Here is a 26277-nt window from a genome sequence, read left to right as displayed (position 1 = left end):
CCAATTCCCGATTCCCGATTCCGCTCAATCCCGCATCGCCAGCACCGTGATCTCCTCTCGATCGTGATAGAGCTGCTTGGCGCGCACGCTCAATGATTTTTCTGCCTGTTGCTCGAACAGGTCCAGGCACAGACGGGTCTCGTCCCAGCGCTTTTTCATCGGTAGCTTGAGGTTGAAGATGGTGTTGCGGCACCAACCTTCGCGCACCCAGGTCGCCATGCGTTCGGCCACACGGCGCGGTTGCTCGACCATGTCGCAGACCATCCAGTCCAGCGGTTGCGCGGGCTTCCAGTGAAAGCCGTCGGCACGCAGGTGTTCCACCAGCCCGGTCTCCAGCACATGCTCGCGCAGCGGGCCGTTGTCCACGCTGGTGACGTGCACGTGCTGCCGCGTCAGTACCCAGGTCCAGCCGCCGGGCGCAGCGCCCAGATCGGCCGCACGCATGCCCGGCTTGACCAGTGCATCGCGTTCTTCGGGCGTGAGCAGCGTCAGCAAGGCTTCGTCGAGCTTGAGGGCAGAGCGCGAGGGCGCTTCCGGCAGCAATTTCAGCCGTGGAATGCCCAATGGCCACGGCGCGCTGTCGGCGCTGTCGGCCACCGCAAGCAGGGCGTGGTCGCCGTCGAGAAAACAGACGTGCAACCGCGGCAGGCGCGACTGCGGCTTGTCGGTGAGCAGGCCGGCCTTGCGCAGAGCCGGGCGCAGCGCATTGCCGAAGCTGCGCGCCAGGCCCGCCAGCGGCTTGCCCGCGTCCGAATCCGGGTGTTCTACCCACAGATCGCCGAAGCGCTGCTGCCCGTCCAACGCGGCCAGGATCGGCGTGATGCGGTCCTTGGGGTCGATGCCTTTCAGCTCGGCAATCACCACCAGCTTTTGCCGGGCGAAGATCAGCTCGCGCCACTGCAGTTTTGCTGCAAGTTGCGCGGCTTCGTCGCAGACGAACAGCACATAGCCGTCGTTGCGTTGGGTGCGCGCATAACCGGCAATGCCGACGAATGCGGCGCGCGCGCTCAGTTCTGCGGCCAGCTCTGGTTCGAAACCCTGCCGGCAGTAACACAGCAGGCCGCTCATCGCTGCACCTGCAGGGCGCCCGCTGCGCCCGCGACATCAATAATGGTCACCGCCGCCCTCGCCGTAGTTGCGCAGCACTGCACACGCCTGGTCGCGCAGTACGTCGCGTACCACCTCGATGCCGCGGCGGCTCAGTTCACCGACCCAGTCGGCCGGCAATGGGCCTTCGTCGAATTGCGTCAGCGCCATCACATCGTCGGCGCGCGCGCCGATCAGCAGGCGGTCGATGCCGGCCCACACGGTGGCGCCGTAGCACTGGCAGCACGGCTGCGCCGAGGTGGCCAGCGTCACCGGCGACAGCACATCGTTCAAACGCGGTGTCTGCAGGCGCTGTTGCGCGAGCATGTAAGCCATGTTTTCGGCATGCGCCAGCGAGGTGGTCTGCGGCACCACACGGTTCACTGCGGCGGCGATGATGCGGTGGTCCGGGCCGAACACCACCGCGCCGAACGGGCCGCCGCTGCGTTCGCGCACATTCATCCGTGACAGCTCGATCGCCAGGGCCACCTTTTCCTCATCGCCGGGATAGGCGCGGCTGTCGTCGACATGCGCGTGGATCCAGTCGGGCAGGGTGAGGTGGACGTGCGCGTAAAGCATCAGTGGACCGTTTCTGTAGGGGGAGTGGCGGGGCGCAGTGTATCGGCCTGCGCGTCCTTTGCGGCACATTGACCGGCGACGCACTGGCAGGCGCTGATCTCGCGGAAGCCGCACACGCTCATCATGCCGCCAGCCTGGCACTGCGCCAGTACGCCTCTGGGGTCGGTGGCGCTGTTGACGTTGACGCAGGCTGGAAACGCACCGCAACAGTTGCCGACGTTCTTCACCGTGCAATCGGCATCGGTGCGGCAGGTGGTGGTGACGATGACCGCTTTGCCGGCTGCCGGGCCGCTTGTCGAGCCGGTTGCCGGAGGCGGCGCGGCGGTATCGGTCGGTGGTGCGGCCACGCAGCCAGTCGACCCAAGGCAGGCCAGCAGCAATAGCATGCTCAGACACCGGGACAAAAGACGGGACATGCGGCCGCTCCGATCAGGATAGGTGAGCGGCCATGGTAAGCCCCGGATGCGCGGATGTGGCGCGCGCTGGATCAGCTACGACCATCACGCGATCCAGGTCTTGCGCGCGTTGCGGCTGATGATGCCAACGACGGCCTGGCGTGTGACCGAAACACGCCCGCAGCCTTGGAGCAGCTAACAAGACTGCTGTGCAGCCGCCAGGCGGGCGCTGCCGCTGCTCGGAATCGGCATGTACCACGCGGACCCTCCGGTTGCTCCGCGCGTCCGCACCCAGCTGATGACTGCTCGCGACGTTTCGTTAGCCGCTCTTGGTGCAGTCAACGCCGTCTGCGCAGTGCCCTGTGGCAGCGCGTGGCAAGGTCCAGTTGCTGCATGCTTTCGTCGCGGCGATCGCTGGGCAGATCGTCATCTGGCCGACCCGGCAGAAGCGTGCAGAACACCTCGGCCGGGGTCGCCGCGTTCGAGACGGGCGGCTGCGGCGAGCAGGCCGTCAGGCCGATCGACAGCGAAAACACCGCGCTGCGCAATGTGTTTGCAGGTGGGCGTAAGCATGGTGATGGCAGGCACATGGCGGCATCGCTGGCTGACACAGCCTGCAATCTAGGCCGATGCGTGCATCAGGTGCCGAGGTCATTTCGCTTCCGCATGCAGTGCTGCGCACCACAGCACGCCGACCAGCAGGCAGGCGATGGCGGCCAGCTCCAGTGGCGTAGGCAGGCGCATTTCCCAGGCGAAGCCGTACAGCAGCGCAAACACCGTCTCGAACACGATCATCTGCCCGACCAGGGTCAGCGGCAGCAAGCGGCTGGCACGATTCCACAGCGCGTTGCCGATGATCGAGGCCAGGATGCCCAGCAACAGCGACACGCCCCAGAAACTGGCCCACTCGAGCGGTGCATGCGCTGCACTGCCGATGAGGGCCGCCGGCGCCAGCAACAATGCCAGTGCGCCGGTGACCACGCCGGTGAGCAGCGACCAGTCGCCGCCGGACAGATCCGGGCGCCGTCGCAACCAGCGTGCGTTGGCGATCGAATAGGCCGACCACGACACCAGCGCACCGGCCGTGCACAGCAGGCCGGCGATCCGCGTCAGGCGATCGTTCACCTGTTGGCCGGAGTCGTCCTGCACGGTGTCCAGTGCCACCAATGTCACGCCGATCACGCACAGCACGCAGGGCGCGGCCAGACGTCGCAATTGCACCGCACCGGCGGCACGCGTCCCGATCACGGTGACCACCACCGGCAACAGCCCGATGATCAATGCCGTTGCCGCGCTGCCCGCCCACTGCACGGCGCTGCCAAGCAGCACGTAATAAACCAGATTCCCCATCAGGCTCAAACGCACCAATGCCCACCATTCGGCAGCGCCCAGCCGGGCAGCGGTCTGCCGCGCGCGTGGCGCCAGCAACAAGGCCGCGACCGTGCCATACGAGAGATACCGCGCCACCGCCAATTGCAGCGGCGTAAAAGCGCCCAGCAATTGCGGTGCCAGAAACACCAGCCCCCACGCGCACCCGCACCGATTCCGCAGGCGACACCCACCATCAAGCGTTCACGCATCGTGCTGTTCCTCAGGGCGCGCATTGCAGCGTGCCGTGCGGCAGGGAGTTGATCAAGCCGAGCGCTGCAGCCGGAGGCAACACCGCCACGCCGCAACGGTGCGCTGTTCCAGCCGCTGTGATGTCCTCGGCCACACGCACAGCGCCGCGTGGGAACGATGGCACGGTGCAATCAGTGGGATGTCTTCGCAGTGCGTGCGCGACCGCCAAAACCGTGATGGTCTGGAGCGATCCACGGCGTGGCTGGCAGTGTGCGACGCATCGGCGCTGCGGCAGGAAGGGTGCGTGATGACGCAGATGCCGCCTCTGCAGCCGTGCACCCGCCGCCCGGTCCTCGGTAGCAGCGACGCCCGCCTTGCAAGGGCGCCGCTGTCCTGCGCGGTTACTTGGCCCAGGTGTCGCGCAAGGTCACGCTGCGATTGAAGACCGGCGTGGCTGCGCTATGGTCTCGACGGTCGGCAACGAAGTAACCGGTGCGTTCGAACTGGAACGCCTGCTCGGGCGCTGCCATCGCAGCGCTCGGCTCTACGTAGCCGCGCACGTTGCGCTTGGACTCGGGGTTCAGGTAATCGCGGTAGGTCTTGCCCTCCGACTCGTCGTCAGGCTTCTCCACCGAGAACAGGCGGTCGTACAGGCGGATTTCCGCTTCCACCGCGTGTGCCGCGCTCACCCAGTGGATGGTGCCCTTGACCTTGCGGTTGGCACCTTCCATGCCCGGTCGCGATTCCGGATCCAGCCAGCCGCGCAGTTCGACGATCTCGCCGTCAGCGTTCTTGATCACCTCGTCCACGCGCGCAATGCCTGCACCGCGCAAGCGGATTTCGCCGCCCGGCACCAGGCGCTTCCAGCCCTTGGGCGGAACCTCGGCGAAATCCTCGCGCTCGATCCACAGCTCGCGCGCAAACGGCACCTCGCGTGTGCCGAAGCTGTCGTCCTTGGGGTGGTTGGAAAACTGCAGCGTTTCGGTGTGGCCTTCCGGCAGGTTGGTCAGCACCAGCTTGAGCGGGTCGATCACGGCCATACGGCGCGGCGCCGCTGCGTCCAGATCCTCGCGCAGGCAACCTTCCAGCACCGAGAAATCGATCAGCGAGTTCTGCTTGCTGATGCCCACGCGGTCCACGAACAGGCGCATCGCCGCCGGCGTATAGCCACGCCGGCGCAGGCCCTGCAGGGTGTACATGCGCGGGTCGTCCCAACCGTCCACCAGCTGCTCTTCCACCAGCGCGGTGAGCTTGCGCTTGCTCATCACCGTGTAGTTGATGTTGAGGCGCGAAAACTCGATCTGACGCGGCTTGGCCGCTTCGCGCGGCAGGCCCTTGTCCAGCAGCGGCTGCAGCAGTTCCGGGTGACCGGCCAGGTCCACCTTGTCCACGCACCAGTCGTACAGCGGGCGGTGGTCTTCAAATTCCAGCGTGCACAGCGAGTGGGTGATGCCTTCCACCGCATCGCCGAGCGAATGCGCGAAGTCGTACATGGGGTAGATCGGCCACGCGTTGCCGGTGTTCTGATGCTCCACATGCTTGATGCGGTACAGCGCCGGGTCGCGCAGGTTGATATTGCCGCTGGCCATGTCGATCTTGGCGCGCAGCGTACGCGCGCCGTCGGGGAATTCGCCGGCACGCATGCGCGCGAACAGGTCCAGGTTTTCTTCGACACTGCGTTCGCGGAACGGCGAATTGCGGCCGGGCTCGGTCAGCGTGCCACGGTATTGGCGCACCTGTTCTGCGGACAGGTCGCACACGAAGGCATGGCCATCGCGGATCAGCTTCTGCGCGGCCAGGTAATACACCTCAAAATAATCCGAGGCGTGGCGCAGCTGCGCCCAGTCATAGCCCAGCCAGCGCACGTCGTCCTGGATGGCGACCACGAACTCGGGGTCTTCCTTGGCCGGGTTGGTATCGTCCAGGCGCAGGTTGCACAGCCCGCCGAACTCGGCGGCCAGCCCGAAATCCAGGCAGATCGCCTTGGCATGGCCGATGTGCAGGTAGCCGTTGGGCTCGGGCGGGAAGCGGGTGCGGATGACCGTGTGCTTGCCGCTGGCCAGATCCTCGCGGACGATCTGGCGGATGAAGTCTTTCTTCTCCGCCGGGGCGGTGGCGTCGGTGGCTAGGGTCTCGGACATGCGCGCATCAGCAATAGGTAAACCGCAAGTTTAGGCGGTGGCACCGGTTAGGGGTAGGCGCGGGGCTGCGGGCCGGCGTTTGGCAGCGTCTTGAGCGGGTGCAGCGGGCTGGAGCGCCCGCGGCGCCGGTGGGCGCTGCCGGTGCCGCTGGTGGCCACACTGCGGTTGGCCGGCGCGGTCACCTTGACGGACCCCCACGGCTGGCAATGCTCTGCGCGGTTGTGGCGCGCTGCTGCTTGAGTGCCGCGACCGCTGATCAGGAGCGATACGCGCGCGTAGCCAGCCGTTTGCGTGGCTGCAGACTGCGCAGTTCCCGCAATGCGTTGCCCTGACCATGCCGCAAGGGCACCGTCTGCACCGGCCCGACGCTACGCGCAGCCCTCTCGATGGCGGTTCCTGGGCAAGGCATGCCGCGCGCGGCCGGGCATGGCTGGCGGGCATCGGCCGCGACGCGTACGCTGCGCCGACCCCGTTGGAGCGCTCCTGCGATGCCACTGCCCCGCCTGGTGATCGGCGACAAGACCCTGTCTTCCTGGTCGTTGCGGCCGTGGCTGCTGTTGCGACACTTCCAGGTACCGTTCGAGGAAGTCGCGCTGCCGCTCAACACGCCCGTATTCCAGGCGCGCATTGCCGGGTATTCGCCAACCCGCCAGGTGCCGGTGCTGTGGGACGACGCCTTGCATGTATGGGATTCGCTGGCGATCTGCGAGTACATCAACGAGCGTTGGCTGGCCGGCCGCGGCTGGCCGGCCGACCTGGCCGTACGCGCGCAGGCACGCGCCGCCGCGGCGGAAATGCATTCCGGTTTTGCAGCCCTGCGCAGCCAGCTGCCGATGAATCTGGCCCGCACGCCAGGCCCGGCGCAATGGGATGCGGCCGCCGAGCGCGACATCGCCCGTGTCCAGGCGCTGTGGGCCAGCCTGCGCGCCGAACACGGTCACGCCGGGCAATTCCTGTGTGGCGACTTCGGCATCGTCGATGCGATGTTCGCGCCGGTGGCGCTGCGCTTTTCCAGCTACGGTGTGCCGCTGTTCGAAGCGGCCGGCGATTATCTGGCGGCACTGGATGCATTGCCGGCGCTGCGCGACTGGCGCAACGGCGCGCAGCGCGAATGCGCAGCGCGCGACTGAGATGCAGATCGCCTACCGCGCCAGTCACCTCATCGATGCGCATCTGGCCAAGCACGCGCTGGAAGATGCCGGCATCACCGCGTTCGTCTTCGGTGAATCGCTGCTGGGCGGTGCCGGCGAGCTGCCCGCCTTCGGCATGCTGCAGGTCTGCGTGGCCGACATGCATCTCAGCCAGGCCCAGGCGGTGCTGGCGGACATCGGACTGTGCGGGCAGGTCACGCGGGCGCTGTAGCGCAGCGCCAGTCGTAGGAGCGCACCAGGGCGCGACGAGGCTCTGCCGATAAACGCCACGTCGCGCCCTGGTGCGCTCCTACGATGTATGCCCATCAACTCTGCTGACGCCACCCCGGCGGCGCTGCATCCGGCGCGGCCAGTGCGCGCAGGCGCTTGAACAACACCGTGGTTTCGGCCACGTTCCAGACCCGCAGTGCGACTTCGAAAGTATCCAGCGGCTTGGTCAAAAAGTCCTTGGCGCCCAGGCCCAGGGCGCGGTGGCGCGCGCTGCGGCTGGGGTCGGCGGTGAGCACGATCACGGGCAGGAACTGGCCCGGGTCTGACAGCCGCGCCAGCTGTTCCAGCAGCGCGTAGCCGTCCAACTCGGGCATCTTCAGATCCAGCAGGATCAGGTCCGGCGCAAATGCCGAGACCAGGCCCATGACCCGCAACGGATCAGTGGTGGCGATCACTTGCTGGAAGCCTTCGCGTTGCAGCAGGTCTTCGAGCAACCGCACGTTGGCCGGCTCGTCGTCGACGATGAGGATGCGGGAACCGAGGATTTCTTCGCGTGTCATGCCAGCAACCCCTCGATCACGGTGAAGAATTCCGCCACATCGAGCGGCTTGGTCAGATAGGCGCGCACGCCTTGATTACCCACGCGCGCCAGTGTGGCGGTGGTGGCATCGGCACTGATCACCACCACCGGGATGGCCGCCAGCGCCGGCTGCGCCTGCAATTCGCGCAACAGCTCTTCGCCGTTGCCATCGCTCAGATGCAGGTCCAGCAGAATCAGGTCCGGCGCGCCGTGCTGCAATAGCGCACGCGCCTGCGCCAGGCTGGCCGCTTCGAGCAGTTGCCATTGCGGGCGACGTTCGGTGAGCGTGCGGATCAACGCCTGATTGGATGGATTGTCTTCGATACTCAACAGCCGGCACACGCCGCTTCCGGCACTGCTCGGCGGCACCAGCGGCCGCGCCGGTTCGCTGTGCTGATGCTCGCCCTGCGGCAGCGAAATCCAGAACCGCGCGCCGTTGCTGCTGCTGTCCACGCCAATCTGCCCACCCATCGCCTCGATCAAGCGCTTGCTCAGCGCCAACCCAAGCCCGGTGCCCTCCACCGCAGAGCGCTCGGCGCCCAACCGCTCGAACGGGGTGAACAGGCGTTCGATCTGGGCCGGGGTCAGCCCCGCGCCCTGGTCGGCGACCGTGATACGTACCTGCTCGCCATCGGCCTGCGCGCTTACCTGTACCTGCCCGCCAGTACGATTGAACTTGACCGCGTTCGACAGCAGATTGAGCAGCACCTGGCGCAGCCGCTGCGCATCGGCGCGCACCGTCCACGGTCCGTCGATGGAGGTCGGCTGCAGCGCAATGCCATGCTTGTCGGCATCCGGTGCGATCAGCCCCAAGGCTTCGTGCACGGCCGCGCGTACCGAGATCGGCTCCGGGCTCAGATCAAGTTGATCGGCTTCGATACGCGCGATGTCCAGCAGCTCGGTGATCAACCCGAGCAAGTGCCTGCCGGCACCCAGAATGTGCTGCAGATGCCGCCGATGATCCGGCTCGGGCAGATCCATTTCCAGCACCTGCGCATAGCCCAGGATCGCATTGAGCGGCGTCCGCAGTTCATGGCTGCTGCGCGAGAGAAATTCGGTTTTTGCGCGGTTGGCGGTTTCGGCCTCGCGCCGCGCCAGTTGCGCTTCGGCTGCGCGTGCGGCCAACAGTTCGCTGGCTTGCGCCAGACGCTGCCCGACCTGGCCCAGCTCGTCGCCGGCACGCGGTTGCGGTGCCAGCGGCAGGCCTTCGCCCAGCCGGTCGGCGTTGGCGGCCAGGGTGCGCAGGCGCCCGGACAATGCCGAGGCGAACCATGCCACCGCAAATACCGCGCCCAGCCCGCCCAGCATCGCCGCGCTCAAGGTGATGATGAGGTTGCGCTGGCGCAGCCCCTGCGCCTTGGCGGTACGCACCTGCAACTGCGCGGTTTCGTAATTGCGCAACTCGCGCAGCTCCGCGCGCAGGATGTCGAGTTTGTACTTGCCATCCCACAGTTGCCGAATCTCTTCTTCGCGGCTCAGATCCGGTGCCAGCAATCGGCGCCAACCCTGCATTTTTTCCGCAAAAAGTGGCTTGATGCGCGCAAAGCGCTGCGCTTGGCTGGGGTCGGTGATGCGTTGCGAAAGACGGTCGGCCACGCGCTGCAACCGCGGCTCGGCATCGCGATACGGGGTCAGAAATTCATCGCGCCGCACCAACCGATAGCCGCGCACGCCGGCCGCGGTTTCGGCTAACAGTGCGTGCGCTTCGTACAGATCGCTGAGCACTTCCAGGGTCTGCCGCACGTCGTTTTCGGCGGCGATGTTCTGCCGTTCCACGCTGTAGATCGCCATCAATGCAACGGCCAGCAACAGCAGTGGCAGGGTGACGACCGCCAGGCTTTTGCGGGTAATCGGCCAATCGTTCCAACGCACCGCCAATGCATTCATAGCGCAAGTCCGGATTGGACCGCGTACACCGCGGCCTGGGTGCGATCTTTTACCTCAAGTTTCTGCAGGATTCGCTCCACGTGCACTTTGACCGTGCCGGGAGAAATCCCCAGTTCAGCTGCGAGGGTCGCGTTAGTGAGTCCGCGCGGGAGCAACGACAACACCTGTTTTTCGCGCTTGCTCAGCGCGCCCAGACGGTCGTCCTGCAGCGGTTTGCGCCGCCGTGTGGCAACCGGTTTGGCAGGTTCCGCCACCATCGCCGGCAGCAGCAGCGCGAACGCCTGCAGCGCCTGCACGTCGTCATTGCCGGGGGCCGGGCGGCCTTCGCTCCAGGCCACGCACAGCATGCCGTGCGTGGTGCCCAGCGCGTGGATCGGCACCCTGGCTTCGCGGAGATCGGACGGGCGCGGTGGCATCAACCAGGCCGCCTCATGGCCGTCGCCGGCGGCGCTGGCCCCGGGCGGCAATGCACGGCCGCGGCTGGCCAACACTTGCGCGCGCGGGCCGCGCTGCGCCAGCACTGCGCCGTGTTCCAGGCCCAGTAACAGCAGCACCCGCCCGAGGACCGCATCGCAGGCCTGCTCGGGGCTCTGCACCTGGCGCAGCGCAACGGCAGCTTCCCAAAGCGCCTGCCAACGCGCGCTATCGGAGGCCTCGCGGCGCAAGGTCAGGCGCCAATCGCCAGCATTGGTGGGCGTCTCCATGGTTTCGCTCTAGGCCGATCAGCATATTTGAGTATATGCCACTCGGCAGCATTGTTGGGGCTGCTTGATTTCGATACTGAGCCTGCCCGATGAGGCACCCCATCAATCACACGGAGATTCCCCATGCGTCGCACACTCTTCTCTCTGGTTCTGGCTCTGGCTGCCACCCCGGCGCTGGCTGGCGGCGTGATGCATTACACCGACAAGGCCAAGCTGCCGGCCGGCGGCGAAGAGCGCGAAGTCGCTGCGCTGTTCGACACCTGGAACGCGGCGCTGGCCACCGGCAACCCGCACAAGGTGGCCGATCTGTACGCACCGGACGGCGTGTTGCTGCCGACGGTCTCCAATGAAGTGCGCGCCTCGCGCGAACAGATCGAAAACTACTTCGAGATGTTCCTGACCAAGAAGCCGCAGGGCGTGGTCAATTACCGCACCGTGCGCGTGCTCGATGACGACAGCGCCGTGGATGCCGGCGTGTATACCTTCACGCTGACCGACAAGGCCGGCAACAAGAGCAGCGTGCAGGCCCGCTACACCTTCGTGTACGAAAAGCGCGACGGCAAGTGGCTGATCATCAACCACCACAGCTCGGCGATGCCGGAAGTGGATACGCGCGCGGCGGTTGCCAAGGCCAAGTAATGCGGCTCGGGCGACAGGCGCTGGCCGGGCAGGCTTGAAAGTGGCTCTGGCCGGCGCCATCCAGCAGGCAATCCTGACGATTGCGGAGCTGCACCATGCTGGGAATCGGCGCCTTCAAACAACGTATGCCACGCCCGGGCGAAGCACTACCCGGGCGCGAGCAAGCGCTGCCGCTGCATAACACGCACCTGGTCAACGGCCATCCGTTGCGCGGGGAATTCACTGGTCTGGCCCAGGTGCAATTCGGGCTCGGCTGTTTCTGGGGCGCGGAACGCAAGTTCTGGAACGTGCCAGGGGTCTACACCACAGCAGTGGGTTACGCCGGCGGACAGACGCCGAACGCGACCTATTCGGAAGTGTGTTCCGGGCAGACCGGCCACACCGAAGCGGTGCTGGTGGTGTTCGACGAACATGCGGTGTCGTTCGCACAATTGCTGCGCACGTTCTGGGAAAGCCACGACCCCACCCAGGGCATGCAGCAAGGTAACGATGTGGGGACGCAATACCGTTCGGCGATTTACTGCACCACGCAGGCGCAGTACGACGCCGCGCTTGCCAGCCGCGATGCGTATCAGCAACAACTGACCGCAGCCGGTTATGGCGAAATCACCACGGAGATTCGTTTCCCGGCGCCCACGTTCTACTACGCCGAAGACGATCACCAGCAATATCTCGCCAAACACCCCAACGGTTATTGCGGGCTTGGCGGCACGGGAGTGAGCTGCCCGATCGGGCTGGATGCCTGACGGAAAGGCGGGCCGGATTGAAACGCTGTCATCCACAAGATCGTGGCAGCGTGCCGATGGCCGACAGTGACCGGCAGCGTTATCACGATCAGGCACCGCATGGGAGTGCGTGCTAGGCAACTTGAATGGCTGCGTCGGAGACGGCGCGGCCATCTTTTTTGCGGAGGTCGCAACACACGCGGGTGAGGGGGCGATACGTCTGTCAGGTGAATCGGCTCGGCGACGCCGTACAGCGAACCAGTGGTGTGAGTTGTTGCAGCGAGCGCCGCAGAAGACCGGGGCAGCAACTCATCGGAGGCTGCTCAGCGCGGGCAATTACTCCTCGTGATTCGCCGCGAACGGTATGGAGACTCGATACAAGCAATCAACACGGCGAGCCAGGACAGCGCATCCGCCGTACCGGCTTGAATCGGTTGGATTAAACGAATTCTCCGGCAAACATGCCGCGCAACTGAGCAAGCATGTCGGTGCGCTCTGGATGCAATTGCCGCATGCACGCCAATGCGAAACCCACCGGGCTGGTGCCGGGTGCGGTGATGACGCCGTCAGCGCTGACGACCTTTTCGTGGCGATAGTGCGCAGCGCCTGCGTACGGCACGACGTGCTCCTGCAAAAATGCCAGCGCGTTGCTGGTGTGCGCGCGCTCATCGAGCAGGCCGGCATAGGCGAAGGCGAGGGTGGCGCCGCAAATCGCCGCGACCGGGCGCTGCTGCTGCACGCGCTCGACCAGCAAACCGCTCAGCCCTGGAATTTCGCCGGCCTGCCAGCGTTCGCTGCCGGGCAGGATCCACAGGTCGGCCTGCAGTGGCGCCAGATCGGAAAGGGCAAATTCCGGCGTGATGCGCAGGCCACCGATGGACTGCAGCGGTTGCCCGTCGATACTGGCAATGGCGACCTGGTCGCCGAACCATTCGCGTGCTGCCGGCAGCACCACGCCGATTTCCCAATCGGCCACGCCGTCGACCATCACCACTGCAATGTTTGCCATTGTCCGTTACGCCAGTTGAGGGAATCCGGATTCTAGGCAGTGCGCGCGCCGCGGGTGTAAGCGATATGTGGAGAGCAGGGCGTTTGGTCCAAGCGGCACACGGCGCAGGTGTGGCTTTGCTGGGCCGCGGTCTTCTGTCTGTCGTACAGACGCGCTGATATGCGGCCGCCGTTGATCCCCGGCAAAGCCGGCTGCGGAAGCGAAAATTCCCACATTCACGAGCTGCCCGCATCCGTACCCGTTATCGCGACGTAGACCCGCTTGGCCGCACATCCCCATCTAAACCAAGCTCCAAAAACAACACCGCCCGCAGCCGAGCAGCTGCAGGCGGTGCGTGCAGAACAGGCTCGCTGCGTGATCAGCCAGTGAGTTTGTCGGCAATGGTCTTGCGCAGGGCCTGCAAGTCCTTGGCGAACGTGTCGATGCCGCCGGCCAGCTTCTCGGTGGCCATCGGGTCGGCGGCCAGGCCCGAAGCGAAGCTGTCGCTGTCGATCGGGGTGAACTGGGCATTGTCGGCCTGGGCGGGCGAGAGCTTGCGCGGCAACTCGCCGTCCTCGGCGTCGAGCTTTTCCAGCAGGTCCGGCGAAATGGTCAGGCGGTCGCAACCGGCCAGCGCTTCGATCTGGGCGGTGGAGCGGAACGAGGCGCCCATGACCACCGTGGACGAGCCGCGCTGCTTGAACTCGTTGTAGACGGTGCGCACGAACACCACGCCCGGGTCTTCGTCGATGCTGGCCGGGGTCTGCCCCTGCGCCACGTAGTAGTCCAGGATCCGGCCCACGAACGGCGAAATCAGGAACACGCCGGCTTCGGCACAGGCCAGCGCCTGCGAGCGGTTGAAGATCAGCGTCAGGTTGCAGTCGATGCCTTCTTTCTGCAGCTGACGGGCGGCTTCGATGCCTTCCCAGGTCGCGGCGATCTTGATCAGGATCTTGTCCTTGGACACGCCGCGCTCGGCGTACATCGCAATGAACTTGCGCGCCTTGGCGATGGTGGCCTGGGTGTCGTGCGCCAGATCGGCGTCGACTTCGGTGGATACGCGCCCCGGCACCAGTTCGGCCAGCTTGACGCCCACGCCGATGGTCAGGCGATCGGCGACTTCGTTGACGGTGGCGGTTCGATCGTCGCCGCCGTGCTCGCGGCCCCAGGCCAGCTCGCGTTCGATCAGGTCGGCATAGACCGGCAGGTCCAGCGCCTTCTTGACCAGGGTGGGGTTGGTGGTGCAATCGACCGGCTTCAGGCGCTTGATGGCGTCGTAATCGCCGGTGTCGGCGACAACGACGGACAGCTCACGCAGTTGGGCAAGCTTTGAGGGGGATGCAGTCATGCAGGTTCTCTCGAATCGTGGAACGGGTCGGGGATAGGACGCAGCGCGCTACGTTAGCGCGCTGCGCGCCGGAAGTCGCCCGCCGCTGCGGGTTGGTCGTGCACGGCAGTCACGCGCAGGCGCAGGTCGCGTCCGTCCGGCGTGCGCCAATCGATGCTCTGGCCAATCGATAGGCCGAGCAGCGCGCTGCCGACCGGCGCAAGCACCGAGATGCGGCCGTGCTGCACATCGGCTTCATGCGGATACACGAGGGTGAGCGTGTGCCGTTCGCCATGCAACTGGTCTTCGCATTCGATGCGTGAGTGCATGGTGACGACATCGCCGGGAATCTGGTCGGGCTGCAGCACACGGGCGCGGCCCAGTTCGTCGCTCAGCGCAGCGGCAGCGGGATGCTTGTTGAAGGTTGGCGAATCGAGCAATGCCTCAAGCCGGGCAAGGTCGTGGCTGGATACCAGAATGGATGGCGGCAAGCCGCTGTGGTGTTGCGAAGTCATGGCAGTCTCCTGACGAGTACGGCTTGCCGACATGGCAAGCGTGGTTGACAAGATGAGGGCGCCGGCGGCTGATCGCAATGCATGGACGTTGCGGACACAAGGCACCGGCAAGGGCCGCCACGCAGGTGCTGCAGGTCTGGTGCAGCGAGCAGGCGCTGCAGTTGAGACAATCGGAAGGGGAGGGCATAACCGCCGCTGCGAACGAGCCTGCTCACACCGCATGCCGCAAACACCGCACGATCAGTCTCAAGCGAGCGAACCAAGACACTGCTCGCAAATCGCATGGTCGCGTGGGCAGCGTGCTGCCGCCAGCCGCGTCCGGCAGACAGCGGCGGATTGATGCGCAGCCAACCTTCGGGCAAGACTGCTGCGCACAAACAAACAAAAAGCGACGCTCGCGCGCCGCCCAATTCCAAGCCTCCAACCGGCAGTCAAAGCGACCGCAACCGCAATACGCTTTTACGATTCCCGATTCCCGATTCCCGATTCCCGATTCCCTAAGCCGCCACCGCCTTCGGTCCTGTCGCAGGCTGATCCAGCGTGAACAGGCTCTCTGGCAATTCCTTGAACAGCTGCGACAGCTGCTCCAAAAACGTGGTCATTGCCGAACTGCGCCGCCACGCCATCGCAATGCGGCGGCTAGGCTGCTTGTCTTCACGGAAGCGGATCAGGCGGATGTTTTCCGAGCGCGCGACAGGAGGCTTGACCGCCAGCAGCGGCAGCAAGGTCACCCCGACATTGGCCGCGACCATCTGGCGCAGGGTTTCCAGACTGGTGGCCTGAAATTCGGATTTTTCCAGCGCGCCGGCCAGGTGGCAGACATCCAGTGCCTGGTCGCGCAAACAGTGGCCATCTTCCAGCAGCAACAGGCGCTGCTCGGACAAATCGTCCAGGGTCATGCTGTCGTGGCGCGACAGCAGGTGGCCTTCCGGCACTGCCAGCACGAAGGGCTCCTCGAACAGGAATTCGGCATGCAGCTGGTCATCCTGCAATGGCAATGCAAGCAAGGCGGCATCCAGGCGACCTTCGCGCAGCTGGTGCATCAGCTGATCGCTCTTTTCTTCGATCAGCAGCAGTTCCAGACGCGGAAAGCGCTGGCGGATGCGCGGTACCACATGCGGCAACAAGTACGGGGCCAGGGTGGGGAAGATGCCCAGACGCACCGTGCCCGCTTCCGGGTCCTGGCTGCGGCGTGCGGCTTCCTTCATCTGTTCCACCTCGGCCACGATGCTGCGTGCACGCACGGCGGCTTCGCGGCCGGCCGGGGTCAGCATGACCTTGCGCGGTGCACGTTCCACCAGCGACACGCCGAGCTCGTCTTCGAGTTTCTTGATCTGGGTGGACAGCGTTGGCTGGCTGACAAAGCAGGCGGACGCCGCGCGGCCGAAATGCTTGTGGTCGGCCAGGGCTACCAGATATTTCAGGTCACGCAGATTCATATACAGCAGCCTTCATTGCGGTGACGGGGAACGACTGGCGCGTGTTGCAAGCTTAGCGCCCGGGTTGGCCGGGCGCTAAGCGGGCGCTCGCTTATGCGGCCTGGGCCACACTGTCGGCAGTGGCCGGTGCGCTGGTGCGGATCAGATGGTCGAATGCACTCAGCGCCGCCTTGGAACCTTCGCCCATTGCGATCACGATCTGCTTGTACGGCACCGTGGTGGCGTCGCCAGCGGCGAACACGCCGGGTACATCGGTCTGGCCACGGTCGTCGACGATGATTTCGCCGCGCGGCGACAGCGCCACCGTGCCGCGCAGGAACTCGGTGTTGGGGAGCAGGCCGATCTGCACGAACACGCCTTCCAGCTCGATGTGCTGGATATCGCCGCCGGTGCGGTCCTTGTAGACCAGACCGGTGACCTTCTGCCCGTCGCCGAGTACTTCAGTGGTCTGCGCGCTGGTGATGATGCGTACGTTGTGCAGGCTGCGCAGCTTGCGTTGCAGCACTTCGTCGGCGCGCAGCTTGTCGTCGAATTCCACCAGCGTGACATGCGCCACGATGCCGGCCAGATCGATCGCCGCTTCCACGCCCGAGTTGCCGCCGCCGATCACCGCCACGCGCTTGCCCTTGAACAGCGGGCCGTCGCAGTGCGGGCAATACGCCACACCCTTGTTCTTGTACTGGTCTTCGCCAGGCACGTTCATCTGCCTCCAGCGCGCACCGGTGGACAGGATCACGGTCTTGCTCTTGAGCGAGGCGCCATTGGCCAGCCTGATTTCGATCAGGCCATCGGCACCGGCCGGGATCAGCTGCTCGGCACGCTGCAGATTCATGATGTCCACGTCGTACTGGCGCACATGCTGCTCCAGTGCGGCGGCCATCTTCGGGCCTTCGGTTTCCGGCACGGAAATGAAGTTCTCGATGGACATGGTGTCCAGCACCTGGCCGCCGAATCGTTCGGCCGCCACACCGGTGCGGATGCCCTTGCGTGCGGCATAGACCGCCGCCGCCGAGCCAGCCGGGCCACCGCCCACCACCAGCACGTCGAACGCTTCCTTTGCAGCGATTTTCGCAGCGTCGCGCTTGGCGGCATTGGTATCGAGCTTGGCGACGATCTGCTCCAGCGTCATGCGGCCCTGGTCGAACAGCTCACCGTTCAAGTACACGGTGGGCACCGACATGATCTGGCGGGTTTCCACTTCGTCCTGGAACCAGGCGCCATCGATGGCCACGTGCTTGATGCGCGGATTGAGCACGGCCGCCAGGTTCAGCGCCTGCACCACGTCCGGGCAGTTCTGGCACGACAGCGAGAAATAGGTTTCGAACCGGTAGTCGCCTTCCAGGTGCTGCACCTGCTCGATCAGTTCGGCAGCGGCCTTGGACGGATGGCCGCCCACCTGCAGCAGCGCCAGCACCAGCGAGGTGAACTCATGGCCCATCGGCAGCCCGGCAAAGCGCAGCGAGATGTCCTGGCCCGGCGTGGTCAACGCAAACGAGGGCTTGCGCTGGTTGTCGTCGCGGTGGATGTCCAGGCTGATCTTGTCCGACAGCAGGACCAACTCTTCCAGCAGGTCGAGCATTTCGCGCGAGCCGGCACTGTCGTCGATCGAGGCGTTGATTTGAATCGGCCGCGTCACCCGTTCCAGGTAGGCGGTCAGCTGGGTCTTGAGATTGGCATCCAACATGGAGAACTCCTGGGAATGGGCAAGGGGAGGGCATGGCGTCGCTGCGCTGAGGCAGGTCGCCGGGGAGGAAGGGAGTGAACCGCAGCCGGCGCGAGGTCGGGGTGCGTGCTGGCGGCGGCTGACGGGCAGCCCGGCACCGGCTCCGGTTCACCCCCGGCCCGAGTGGGCCGGAGATGACAGCCGGCTTAGATCTTGCCGACCAGGTCCAGCGACGGAGCCAGGGTCTTGGCGCCTTCCTTCCACTTGGCCGGGCAGACCTGGCCAGGATTGTTGGCCACGAACTGTGCAGCGGTCAGCTTGCGCAGCGTCTCGGTGACGTCGCGGGCGATGGAGTTGTCGTGGATTTCCAGGGTCTTGATCACGCCTTCCGGATTGATGATGAAGGTGCCACGCAGCGCCAGGCCTTCTTCTTCAATATGCACGCCGAACGCGCGGGTCAGCTTGTGGGTCGGGTCGCCGATCAACGGGAACTGCGCCTTGCCCACGGCCGGCGAGGTTTCGTGCCACACCTTGTGCGAGAAATGCGTGTCGGTGGTGACGATGTAGACCTCGGCGCCAGCCTTCTGGAAGGCGGCATAGTTGTCGGCGGCGTCTTCCACTTCGGTCGGGCAGTTGAAGGTGAATGCGGCCGGCATGAAGATCAGCACCGACCACTTGCCCTTCAGGCTGGCTTCGGTGACTTCGATGAAATTGCCGTTGTGGTACGCATTGGCCTTGAACGGCTGGACCTGGGTGTTGATGAGAGACATTGAGTTTCCTCGTGCGATGAAAGGGGGCGGGGATGGAACAGGCACCATGGTAGGCAGGATCGATAGATTCCTCAAATCGATTAATGGAATTACATAGATAGTCTTTGGCTATCGACTCGTCAGATGGCATCTGGCGCAATCGCGGTGCACGCCATCGTCGATAATGGTCAGCCGATGTTGCGTGTAGGTGAATAGCCCGTATGTCCGACGATCTCGCTGCCATTCCCGCCGATCAGCTGCTTCGCCGCGCCGGCGGGCGGATCGAGCGCTGCGATGCCGAGGCACTGCTGCTGCACGCGCTGGGTCGCGATCGCGCCTGGTTGTTCATGCACGGGCGCGATGCGGTGCCTCTATCGGTCGCGCAGGCCTTCGATGCCTTGGTGCGGCGCCGTGAGGCCGGCGAGCCGGTGGCCTATCTGACCGGGGCACGCGGATTCTGGACGCTGGAGCTGGCGGTCTCGCCGGCCACGCTGATCCCGCGCGCCGATACCGAAACGCTGGTCGAGCTTGCGCTGGAGCGCCTGGACACCCTGCCAGGCCGGCGTGTCGCCGATCTGGGGACCGGCAGTGGCGCGATCGCGCTGGCCATTGCCAGCGAACGTCCGCAGGCGCAGGTGATCGCCACCGATGCCAGCGCGGCGGCGCTGGCGATGGCCCGGCGCAATGCAGACAGCCATGGCCTGCACAATGTCGAGTGCCGCCTGGGCAGCTGGTTCGCGCCCTTGGCTGGCGAGACCTTCGACCTGATCGCCAGTAACCCGCCGTATATCGCCGCGCACGACCCGCACCTGCAGCAGGGCGATCTGCGCTACGAACCGGCCAGTGCGCTGGCCTCCGGCAGCGACGGGCTGGACGATATCCGCCTGATCGTGGCCGATGCGCCTACGCATCTGCGGCCGGGCGGCTGGTTGCTGCTCGAACATGGCTGGGACCAGGGGGCGGCGGTGGCCGAACTGCTGGTTGTGCGCGGTTTCGCTGCGGTGGCCACGCATCAGGATCTGGAGCAGCGCGATCGGGTGAGCTTGGGGCGCTGGTTGCCAGCTGCGGCCCAGGGCGGCTGAGCAACTGCCGGCGGGCTAGTGTCGGCAGACGCGGGGCCGCGCGTTCCGAAGCGGAGTACGCGCCTTCGATAGAGCGGTTGCGCGTATCGAGTGCGCGCTCGCCCGCCGGTCAGCGCAGAAGGTTGGGTGCGCTCTTCCGGGCTTGGCCCATCACGGCGAACCCTTCTCTTCGAATCGCATGGCGCTGCCCGTGTGCGTGCGCAGCTGCCGATACACTAGCGGTTTCCCGCAGGACCGACGCATGCGCACGCTCTATCCCGAGATCACGCCCTACCAGCAGGGCAGCCTGAAGGTCGACGACCGCCACACGCTGTACTTCGAGCAGTGCGGCAATCCGCAGGGCAAGCCGGTGGTGATGTTGCATGGCGGCCCCGGCGGCGGATGCAACGACAAGATGCGGCGCTTCCACGACCCGGCCAAGTACCGCATCGTGTTGTTCGATCAGCGCGGTTCCGGCCGCTCTACGCCGCATGCCGATCTGGTGGACAACACCACCTGGGATCTGGTGGCCGATATCGAACGGCTGCGCACGCATCTGGGGATCGATCGCTGGCAGGTCTTCGGTGGCAGCTGGGGCTCCACCCTGGCGCTGGCCTACGCGCAGACCCACCCGCAGCAGGTCACCGAACTGGTGCTGCGCGGCATTTTCCTACTGCGTCGCTTCGAACTCGAATGGTTCTACCAGGAAGGTGCCAGCCGCCTGTTCCCGGATGCGTGGGAGCATTACCTCAACGCGATTCCGCCGGTGGAGCGCGCCGACTTGATGTCTGCATTCCATCGCCGTCTCACCAGCGATGACCAAGCCACGCGCCTGGCTGCGGCCAAAGCCTGGAGCGTGTGGGAAGGCGCTACCAGCTTCCTGCATGTCGACGAGGATTTCGTCACCGGGCATGAAGACGCGCGCTTTGCCCTGGCGTTCGCACGCATTGAAAACCATTACTTCGTCAACGGCGGTTTCTTCGAGGTCGAAGACCAGTTGCTGCGCGACGCGCATCGCATTGCCGACATTCCCGGCGTGATCGTCCATGGCCGCTACGATGTGGTCTGCCCGCTGCAAAGCGCCTGGGACCTGCACAAGGCGTGGCCGAAGGCGCAGTTGCAGATCAGCCCGGCATCGGGGCACTCAGCGTTCGAACCGGAAAACGTCGATGCATTGGTACGTGCCACCGACGGGTTTGCGTAAGCGCGTGCATGCACATTGATCAGAGTTCGCTTTGGTCGATGTGCATGATCATTCTGCGGGACGCGCTGAGGTGCGATGACATACGCATGACGTGTAGGAGCGCGCTTGCGCGCGACGCGGCGTTACCGGCAACGCTCCATCGCGCGCAAGCGCGCTCCTACAGATTGCAGATGTTCAGCGCGGCTGCGATGCAGCCGCCAAACGCTGTTGCTCAACGCAGCAGCAAGGCATGCGCCAGCGGCGGCAGAATGCGCGCCAGGCGCGCTGCCCAGGCCTGTTGCCCGGCCGCGTCGGCAATCAGGTCCTGGCGGATTTCCAGTTCCACATGCAGCAGGCCGCGGCCTTCGCCATATACCGGAATGGCGTAATCGGTGGCGTCGCTGACCGCATACGGCTGGTTGTCGCCCACCACCAGATCGGGTTCTTCACGCAGCGCCTGCAGCAGGCGATGCGCCAGCCGCGTATCGCGGTGGTAGAGCACGCCGGCATGCCAGGGCCGCGCGTTGCCGGCCATGACGGGGGTGAAGCTGTGCATCGACACCAATACTGTCGGCTGATTGCGCTGTGCACGCGCCTCCAGTTCGGCCGCGATACGTGCGTGATACGGCGCGAAGATCGCATCGATGCGCTGCTGCCGGTCGCTGTCGGTCAGGTGCTGGTTGCCCGGAACCAACGTGCCGTCGCTGACCACAGGCATCAGGCTGGGTGCATCGTGCGGGCGGTTGCAATCGATCACAAGGCGCGAATAGGTCTGTGCGATGGCGAACGCATCCAGCGCCTCGGCCAGCAGGCGGGTGACCTGCGCAATGCCGATATCCCAGCCGATATGACGGTCCAGTTCGTATTGCGGCAGGCCCAGGTCGGCCAGCCGGGCCGGCACGCGCTGGCCGGCGTGGTCGGCGATCAACAGCCACGGCGATGCGGCCTGCGCGTTGTGCACGGTGAACGGCGCCGGGTCGTCGGTACCGAGCAAGGGTTCCATGGCTGCGTCAGCCACGCGGGGTGCCGTCCAATGCATGATCGACCAGATACAGGCCGGCCCACAGCTTGGGGTCCATCTGGTAGCCCTCGGCCATCTTCTGTACCAGCCAGGCGCCGACCTGCGCGCGCGGGATTGCGTGCACGGTGATGTCTTCGCTGGCATCGCCGCCACCGTCGCCGACCTTGCGCAGACCGGTGGCGCGCACGAACGCGATCCTCTCGCTGCTGGCACCGGCCGAGGTGGGGCCGATCATCAGCACTTCGGCGTGTTCGGCGGTCCAGCCGGTTTCTTCTTCCAGTTCGCGAATGGCCGACAGTTCAATCGACTCGTCGGCATGCACATCGCCCACCAGCCCGGCCGGCATTTCGATGGTGCGCGCCTGCAGCGGCACGCGGAACTGTTCGACGAACAACATCGCATCATCCGGCGTTACCGCCACGATGATCGCCGCCAGGCCGCCGGCATGCACACGTTCGGAATACTCCCAGGTGCCACGCACGACCATGCGCTGGTACTTGCCTTCGTAGACCACGGTGGGCGGGGTGTCGGGTCGGTTCATGGGCGGGGACCTTGTGCCAGGGAGACGGGAGGAAACGGTGCGGGGGCGCCGGTGCTGGCGGCCAACAGGCGGCGCCGGGTGAGCGGGCCGAAGCGCAGGCTTTCGCACAACCCGGCGAGCATGTCCGCATCGGCGTGGGCACGCGTGAAGCCGGCCTCGGTGAGCGCCAGCGGCGCGTCGAGCGCGATGGTGGTGAGCTGACGCCACAGCAATGCGTGTTCGCGCTGTTCGCGCAGCCGCACCGCCATTTGCGCCGCGCCGCGCAGGCGCAGGAAGGGAATTTCGTCGATGCGCTCCAGCAGCGCATCCAGGCTGCCGAAGTGCGCCAGCAGCACGGCCGCCGATTTGGCGCCGATGCCGGTCACGCCGGGAATGTTGTCGATGGCATCGCCGCATAACGCCAGGTAGTCGGCGATCTGGTGCGCATGTACGCCGTGGCGCGCCTTGACCCCATCCATGCCCCAGCGCTGGTTGCGCGCGTAGTCCCACTGCTCGTCATGCTCGAGCAATAACTGCGACAAGTCCTTGTCGGCCGACACGATCACCCCGCGCAAGCCGTGCGCCCGCACGCTGTGCAGCGCGCTGCCGATCAGGTCGTCGGCCTCGTAATCGCGGTGGGCCAGCACGCTCAGCCCGAGTGCTGCGCACAGCGCCTTGCAATGCGCGAACTGGCGTCGCAACGCATCCGGCGCGGGCGTGCGGTTGCCTTTGTAGGCCGGGTAGATCGCATGCCGGAAGCAGCTGTCCAGGGCTTCGTCAAAGGCGATGGTGATGTGCTGCGGATCTTCGCGTTCGAGCAGGTCCAGCAGAAACCGCGCAAAGCCGTGCACCGCATTGGTGGGCCACCCCTGCGCATCCTGGAATTCGTCCGGGATGGAGTGCCAGGCACGGAACACGTACAGGCTGGCATCCACCAGATACAGCGGGGACGGGCGCTGGATGGCCAGCGGCGCAGCGTCGAGCGGGTTGGTCGGTGTGGTCACGGCGTCCAGTCGCGCAGCAACGCACGCGGGTCCGGGCGCTCGCGTTCGGGCACCTGCATGCGCGGCGTGCCGATATGGATGAAGCCGGCGATGCGTTCGTTGTCTTGCAGGCCCAGGTAGCCCGTCACCGCCGGGTCGTAGGCCATCCACGCGCTCAACCACTGCGCGCCGAAGCCGTGCGCCTGGGCAGCCTGTAGCAACGCGAAACAGACGCAGCCGGCGGTGAGCAGTTGCTCCTGCACGGGTACCTTGTGCTCCGGGCGCAGCGAGGCGATCACCACGATCACCACCGGTGCGTCGCTGAAGCGTCCACGTTCCTTGGCAAGGGTGGCCGGCGATGCCAGCGGGTCGGCGGCCAGGGTGCGCTCGGCGAGGAACTCACCCAGCGCAGCGCGCGCGGCACCGCTGATGCGCAGAAAGCGGAACGGCACCAGTTTGCCGTGGTCGGGCACGCGCACCGCCGAGGTAAGCATGCGCAGCAAGGTGTCTTCATCCGGCCCGGGCGCGCCGAGTTGTTTGGAGGGAACCGAACGGCGCGCGTCCAGCGCCTGGAGCGAATACGGTGCGTGCATAAATCCGGGTCGGGGCAACGAAGCGTCCAATTATAGACGTGCCCTTCCCAACGCCCGCCGCATTATGGCCGGCCGGGGCCAGCGGCCCCTATGCGATTCAACCTCCCGTGCCCGTCCAGTGCGTTGTCCAATGACCCAGTTTGTTGCTACCGAACCGCTGCCCAGCCGCAATCCGGACCTGCTCGATCAGGTCCGCGAGGTGGTGCTGGTGCCGTTGGCCGACGCGTTTATGGATGTGCAGGACGCGCTGGCCGAGGCGTTGTTCCGGCTGGCGGCCGACGCGGGCGCGGCGCAGAACGATTTCATGGAAGCGATCCAGGCCCTGCGCCAGCAGCGCGAACCGATCACCGCACGCTTTCGCGGCCATCTGGCCAAGGCGTGGCAGGGGTTGGAATCCGGACGTCCGCTGTCGGCCGAGCGCACCCTGGCACGCGGCGCCACCGGCCTGACCCTGCTGCCGGAGCAGGACCTGGACGTGCGCCTGGCGGTACGCAACCTGGCCGGCGCGCTGCAGCACCAGTGGCGGCCGGAGCTGATGCGGCTCAATCGGTATCTGGGTTTCATCGCCGGTGGGCTGCGCATCGATGGCGACAGCAATCCGTTTGGGCCGGAGCATCTGGGCGTGGCGCTGTACGAGGCGTTCCAGGGCGTGACCCTGGCCCCCAAGGTGCATCTGGCGGTGATCAAGGTCTGCGAGCAGCAGCTGATGGCGCGGGTCGGCCAGCGCTACGACGAGCTGGAACAGGCGCTGGCCCAGGTCGCGCGGCTGCGCGAGCTGCCGCAGGCACGCCAGCGTCAACGCGGTATTCCGCGCCAGGACGCCGCCGCCAGCGACGAGAGCGCCGATGCGCCGGACTGGATCGCACGCTTCTTTGCAGACTGGTCGGGCGGGCAGGGCGCACTGGTCGGCGCACAGGTGATCGATGTGCATCTGCGCAGCGACCGCGAGGTGCTGCCGGCGGGCCTGCACCAGCTGCTGCAGCACGCACGCCGCCAGCGCGAGCCGGATGCCGCCACGTCGGCATCGGGGCAGCAGCGGCTGCTGTCGCCGCGCGAGGTGATGTCGGCGCTGTCACTGCTGCAGACCATGCCCGGCGCCGGTTTCGAGGTCATCGACGGCACCCATCTGGGCCTGGCGCGCGGTTTGCGCCAGCAGTTGATGCGCGCTGCCGCCTCGCTCGGCGTAGACCCGGCCACCACCCGGCTCAACCCCAGTGACGAAGATGCACTGGATCTGATTGCGCTGCTGTTCGAGGCCATCCTGCTGCAGAGCCATCTGTCGCGGCAGCAACGCGACATGCTCGGCCAGTTGCTGGTGCCGGTGGCCAAGATGGCGATGCTCGACGGCCACCTGTTCGTGCGCGATGGCCATCCGGCCCGGCGCCTGCTCAACCTGCTGGTGGATGCCTGCGACGGCAATGGCGGCGAAACCGCTGCCGAACAGGCCCTGCTCGCCCAGGTTGCGGCAGCGGTGGACACCGTGGTGCGCGACTTCGACGAGCATCCATCGGTGTTCCTGGCGCTGGAAGCCGAATTCGGTGCGCAGTACGAGCAGTACCGGCGCCGGGTCGAAATCGCCGAGCGGCGCGCCAACGAATTGCAGCGTGCCGAAGAACGCCGCGAGCGTGCGCGCAGCATCGCCGCGCAGGCGCTGGCCGAGCGCCTGGCGCGCGGGCCGTTGCCGCCGGTGGTGGAACACTTTTTGAGCCGTGTGTGGCATCCGTGCGTGCAACAGGCCGCGTTGCGCGCCGACGGCGCCGGCCCGGCCCTGGACGCCGCGCTGGCGCTCGGCGACGCGGTGCTGCTGCAACTTGGCCGCGTGCACGGCGATGCCGCACTGGAAGCGCATCGTCCCCAGCTGCTACAGGCCTTCACCCTGGCCGGACTGGGGCAGCGCGAGGCCGAACAGGCCCTGCAGGAACTGCAGCGCGCGCTGCTGCCGACCCAACCTGCGCCCGCTCCGGAAGCACTCGCGCCGACCCTGACCGCGCTGACGCTCGCGCCCAGCCCAGCCGACCCGGTGGCAGAGCCGCTGACGCCGATGCTGGATGCCAACGCACAGGTGGAATTCGACCGTATCACTGCAGATTTCTTCCGCGTCATGGCAATCGGCACCAGCCTGGACTTCATCGACCGCGAGGGCCGCGTGCAGCCTGGCAAACTATCGTGGATCAGTCCGATTTCCGGGCGCCTGATGTTCGTCAACCGGCGTGGTGGGCGGCTGTGCGTTTCATCGCCGGAAGAACTCGCGATGATGGTGTGGCTGGACCGCCTGCGCCTGCACCGCGACGACGACGCCTTCTATAGCGCGATGCAGGACGTGGTGGACGGGCTGGATGCGCCCGCGAAGCTGAAGGCTTAACACCCGCGGGCGCAGAATGATGGCCGGCAAGCTCCACCGCGATGTTGCGAGCTAGGATGGCCGCTTGACACGCAAACCCTGGGCGGTCACGAGTAAAGTGAGTAAAATGTCACACTTAACGGATGCGCGAACCGCCTACCATGCACAGGCGGAATTTGGGGCCGCGTCTGTTTTTTCTCGTTCGAAAATTTTCACGCCTGCAGAGGCGGGGAGCCT

General features: G+C 66.0%; 26 protein-coding genes, 1 other RNA gene and 1 pseudogene. 8 read left to right on the top strand and 20 right to left on the bottom strand.

All coding sequences use genetic code 11. The features are described from left to right. Window positions 1-24: 24 nt before the first annotated feature. From rlmM to J7367_RS19165, 3 genes are read right to left on the bottom strand one after another with little or no spacing between them, the layout of a single operon-like run. Window positions 25-1068 carry a 23S rRNA (cytidine(2498)-2'-O)-methyltransferase RlmM gene (gene rlmM / locus J7367_RS19175; RefSeq protein ID WP_007970434.1) on the bottom strand — a complete coding sequence of 348 codons (1044 nt, stop codon included), beginning with the start codon at window positions 1066-1068 and terminating at the stop codon, window positions 25-27. Window positions 1069-1104: 36 nt separating this feature from the next. After that, entirely contained in the window at window positions 1105-1665 is a 561-nt protein-coding gene (locus J7367_RS19170; RefSeq protein ID WP_007965277.1) for a nucleoside deaminase, read from the bottom strand. Continuing rightward, the gene (locus J7367_RS19165) at window positions 1665-2045 is read right to left on the bottom strand and encodes a hypothetical protein (RefSeq protein ID WP_033481634.1); all 381 of its coding nucleotides are present in this window, start codon (window positions 2043-2045) and stop codon (window positions 1665-1667) included. The genes J7367_RS19170 and J7367_RS19165 overlap by 1 nt, the downstream gene beginning before the upstream one ends. A gap of 265 nt (window positions 2046-2310) precedes the next feature. Between J7367_RS19165 and J7367_RS19160 the strand changes: the two genes are divergently transcribed. After that, a non-coding RNA gene (locus J7367_RS19160) (sX9 sRNA) lies at window positions 2311-2385 on the top strand. Window positions 2386-2398: 13 nt separating this feature from the next. Here the strand turns inward: J7367_RS19160 and J7367_RS19155 are convergent. From J7367_RS19155 to J7367_RS19140, 4 genes and pseudogenes are all read right to left on the bottom strand, one after another. Next, window positions 2399-2608, bottom strand: a complete 210-nt coding sequence (locus tag J7367_RS19155; protein ID WP_162045075.1) for a hypothetical protein — start codon at window positions 2606-2608, stop codon at window positions 2399-2401. Between the two features lie 103 nt (window positions 2609-2711). Beyond that, window positions 2712-3640, bottom strand: a pseudogene (locus J7367_RS19150) (DMT family transporter). A gap of 11 nt (window positions 3641-3651) precedes the next feature. Further along, window positions 3652-3915, bottom strand: coding sequence for a hypothetical protein (locus J7367_RS19145; protein ID WP_057664055.1), 264 nt, complete (start codon window positions 3913-3915; stop codon window positions 3652-3654). 106 nt (window positions 3916-4021) lie between these two features. Continuing rightward, window positions 4022-5761 carry a glutamine--tRNA ligase/YqeY domain fusion protein gene (locus tag J7367_RS19140; RefSeq protein ID WP_057664060.1) on the bottom strand — a complete coding sequence of 580 codons (1740 nt, stop codon included), beginning with the start codon at window positions 5759-5761 and terminating at the stop codon, window positions 4022-4024. A 488-nt stretch (window positions 5762-6249) separates the two neighbouring features. Here J7367_RS19140 and J7367_RS19135 point away from each other — a divergent pair, with 488 nt between their 5' ends. Together J7367_RS19135 and J7367_RS19130 are read left to right on the top strand one after the other, a co-directional pair. Then, window positions 6250-6891 (top strand): glutathione S-transferase family protein, encoded by a 642-nt coding sequence (locus J7367_RS19135; RefSeq protein WP_057664062.1) that lies wholly within the window; start codon window positions 6250-6252, stop codon window positions 6889-6891. 1 nt (window position 6892) lies between these two features. Then, window positions 6893-7123: a DUF2007 domain-containing protein gene (locus J7367_RS19130; RefSeq protein WP_042675457.1), complete on the top strand. Its 231-nt coding sequence runs from the start codon at window positions 6893-6895 to the stop codon at window positions 7121-7123. A 94-nt stretch (window positions 7124-7217) separates the two neighbouring features. On the opposite strand, the gene J7367_RS19125 is transcribed toward J7367_RS19130, so the two are convergent. From J7367_RS19125 to J7367_RS19115, 3 genes are read right to left on the bottom strand one after another with little or no spacing between them, the layout of a single operon-like run. After that, window positions 7218-7682, bottom strand: coding sequence for a response regulator (locus tag J7367_RS19125; protein ID WP_007965930.1), 465 nt, complete (start codon window positions 7680-7682; stop codon window positions 7218-7220). Further along, window positions 7679-9589: an ATP-binding protein gene (locus J7367_RS19120; protein WP_022558383.1), complete on the bottom strand. Its 1911-nt coding sequence runs from the start codon at window positions 9587-9589 to the stop codon at window positions 7679-7681. Before J7367_RS19120 ends, J7367_RS19125 begins: the two co-directional genes overlap by 4 nt. Beyond that, window positions 9586-10293, bottom strand: coding sequence for a response regulator transcription factor (locus J7367_RS19115; RefSeq protein WP_057663547.1), 708 nt, complete (start codon window positions 10291-10293; stop codon window positions 9586-9588). The genes J7367_RS19120 and J7367_RS19115 overlap by 4 nt, the downstream gene beginning before the upstream one ends. A 123-nt stretch (window positions 10294-10416) precedes the next feature. Between J7367_RS19115 and J7367_RS19110 the strand changes: the two genes are divergently transcribed. Together J7367_RS19110 and msrA are read left to right on the top strand one after the other, a co-directional pair. Then, entirely contained in the window at window positions 10417-10932 is a 516-nt protein-coding gene (locus J7367_RS19110; protein WP_007965927.1) for an SgcJ/EcaC family oxidoreductase, read from the top strand. Window positions 10933-11027: 95 nt separating this feature from the next. Next, window positions 11028-11678: a peptide-methionine (S)-S-oxide reductase MsrA gene (gene msrA / locus J7367_RS19105; RefSeq protein WP_007971463.1), complete on the top strand. Its 651-nt coding sequence runs from the start codon at window positions 11028-11030 to the stop codon at window positions 11676-11678. A gap of 418 nt (window positions 11679-12096) precedes the next feature. Here msrA and J7367_RS19100 read toward each other — a convergent pair whose 3' ends face one another. The 6 genes from J7367_RS19100 to ahpC all read right to left on the bottom strand — a co-directional run bounded on the left by J7367_RS19100 (window position 12097) and on the right by ahpC (window position 18359). After that, complete coding sequence (locus J7367_RS19100) at window positions 12097-12666, bottom strand: type 1 glutamine amidotransferase family protein (protein WP_022558385.1); 570 nt, start codon at window positions 12664-12666, stop codon at window positions 12097-12099. A gap of 358 nt (window positions 12667-13024) precedes the next feature. Continuing rightward, window positions 13025-13993 (bottom strand): transaldolase, encoded by a 969-nt coding sequence (gene tal, locus J7367_RS19095; RefSeq protein ID WP_057662637.1) that lies wholly within the window; start codon window positions 13991-13993, stop codon window positions 13025-13027. Between the two features lie 53 nt (window positions 13994-14046). Next, window positions 14047-14487: a nucleoside diphosphate kinase regulator gene (gene rnk, locus J7367_RS19090; RefSeq protein WP_057662640.1), complete on the bottom strand. Its 441-nt coding sequence runs from the start codon at window positions 14485-14487 to the stop codon at window positions 14047-14049. 497 nt (window positions 14488-14984) lie between these two features. After that, a complete protein-coding gene (locus tag J7367_RS19085) occupies window positions 14985-15926 on the bottom strand; it encodes a LysR substrate-binding domain-containing protein (protein WP_057662643.1) in 942 nt (313 codons plus the stop codon). Between the two features lie 91 nt (window positions 15927-16017). Then, window positions 16018-17610, bottom strand: coding sequence for an alkyl hydroperoxide reductase subunit F (gene ahpF, locus J7367_RS19080; RefSeq protein WP_007965921.1), 1593 nt, complete (start codon window positions 17608-17610; stop codon window positions 16018-16020). 185 nt (window positions 17611-17795) lie between these two features. Next, a complete protein-coding gene (gene ahpC / locus J7367_RS19075; RefSeq protein ID WP_003488826.1) occupies window positions 17796-18359 on the bottom strand; it encodes an alkyl hydroperoxide reductase subunit C in 564 nt (187 codons plus the stop codon). A gap of 200 nt (window positions 18360-18559) precedes the next feature. Between ahpC and prmC the strand changes: the two genes are divergently transcribed. Then, window positions 18560-19420: a peptide chain release factor N(5)-glutamine methyltransferase gene (prmC, locus tag J7367_RS19070; RefSeq protein ID WP_057662646.1), complete on the top strand. Its 861-nt coding sequence runs from the start codon at window positions 18560-18562 to the stop codon at window positions 19418-19420. A gap of 241 nt (window positions 19421-19661) precedes the next feature. Beyond that, complete coding sequence (pip, locus tag J7367_RS19065) at window positions 19662-20603, top strand: prolyl aminopeptidase (RefSeq protein WP_007965913.1); 942 nt, start codon at window positions 19662-19664, stop codon at window positions 20601-20603. A 211-nt stretch (window positions 20604-20814) separates the two neighbouring features. Here the strand turns inward: pip and J7367_RS19060 are convergent, their stop codons facing one another. From J7367_RS19060 to J7367_RS19045, 4 genes are read right to left on the bottom strand one after another with little or no spacing between them, the layout of a single operon-like run. Beyond that, on the bottom strand, window positions 20815-21600 hold the full coding sequence (locus J7367_RS19060) for an N-formylglutamate amidohydrolase (protein ID WP_042675662.1): 786 nt from the start codon (window positions 21598-21600) through the stop codon (window positions 20815-20817). Continuing rightward, the gene (locus J7367_RS19055; RefSeq protein ID WP_057662649.1) at window positions 21593-22144 is read right to left on the bottom strand and encodes an NUDIX hydrolase; all 552 of its coding nucleotides are present in this window, start codon (window positions 22142-22144) and stop codon (window positions 21593-21595) included. The genes J7367_RS19060 and J7367_RS19055 overlap by 8 nt, the downstream gene beginning before the upstream one ends. Continuing rightward, window positions 22141-23127, bottom strand: coding sequence for a 5'-3' exonuclease H3TH domain-containing protein (locus tag J7367_RS19050; RefSeq protein WP_057662651.1), 987 nt, complete (start codon window positions 23125-23127; stop codon window positions 22141-22143). Before J7367_RS19050 ends, J7367_RS19055 begins: the two co-directional genes overlap by 4 nt. After that, complete coding sequence (locus tag J7367_RS19045; protein WP_057662653.1) at window positions 23124-23699, bottom strand: nitroreductase; 576 nt, start codon at window positions 23697-23699, stop codon at window positions 23124-23126. Before J7367_RS19045 ends, J7367_RS19050 begins: the two co-directional genes overlap by 4 nt. A gap of 130 nt (window positions 23700-23829) precedes the next feature. Here J7367_RS19045 and J7367_RS19040 point away from each other — a divergent pair, with 130 nt between their 5' ends. Then, window positions 23830-26061 carry a DUF1631 domain-containing protein gene (locus J7367_RS19040; protein ID WP_057662656.1) on the top strand — a complete coding sequence of 744 codons (2232 nt, stop codon included), beginning with the start codon at window positions 23830-23832 and terminating at the stop codon, window positions 26059-26061. The last annotated feature ends 216 nt before the right edge of the window (window positions 26062-26277 follow it).

This window comes from Xanthomonas sp. D-36-1 (assembly GCF_017746155.1).
GTDB lineage: Bacteria > Pseudomonadota > Gammaproteobacteria > Xanthomonadales > Xanthomonadaceae > Xanthomonas > Xanthomonas cissicola.
Note: the sequence above shows the minus strand (reverse complement) of the source record. Positions and strands in the feature narration are given on the sequence as shown.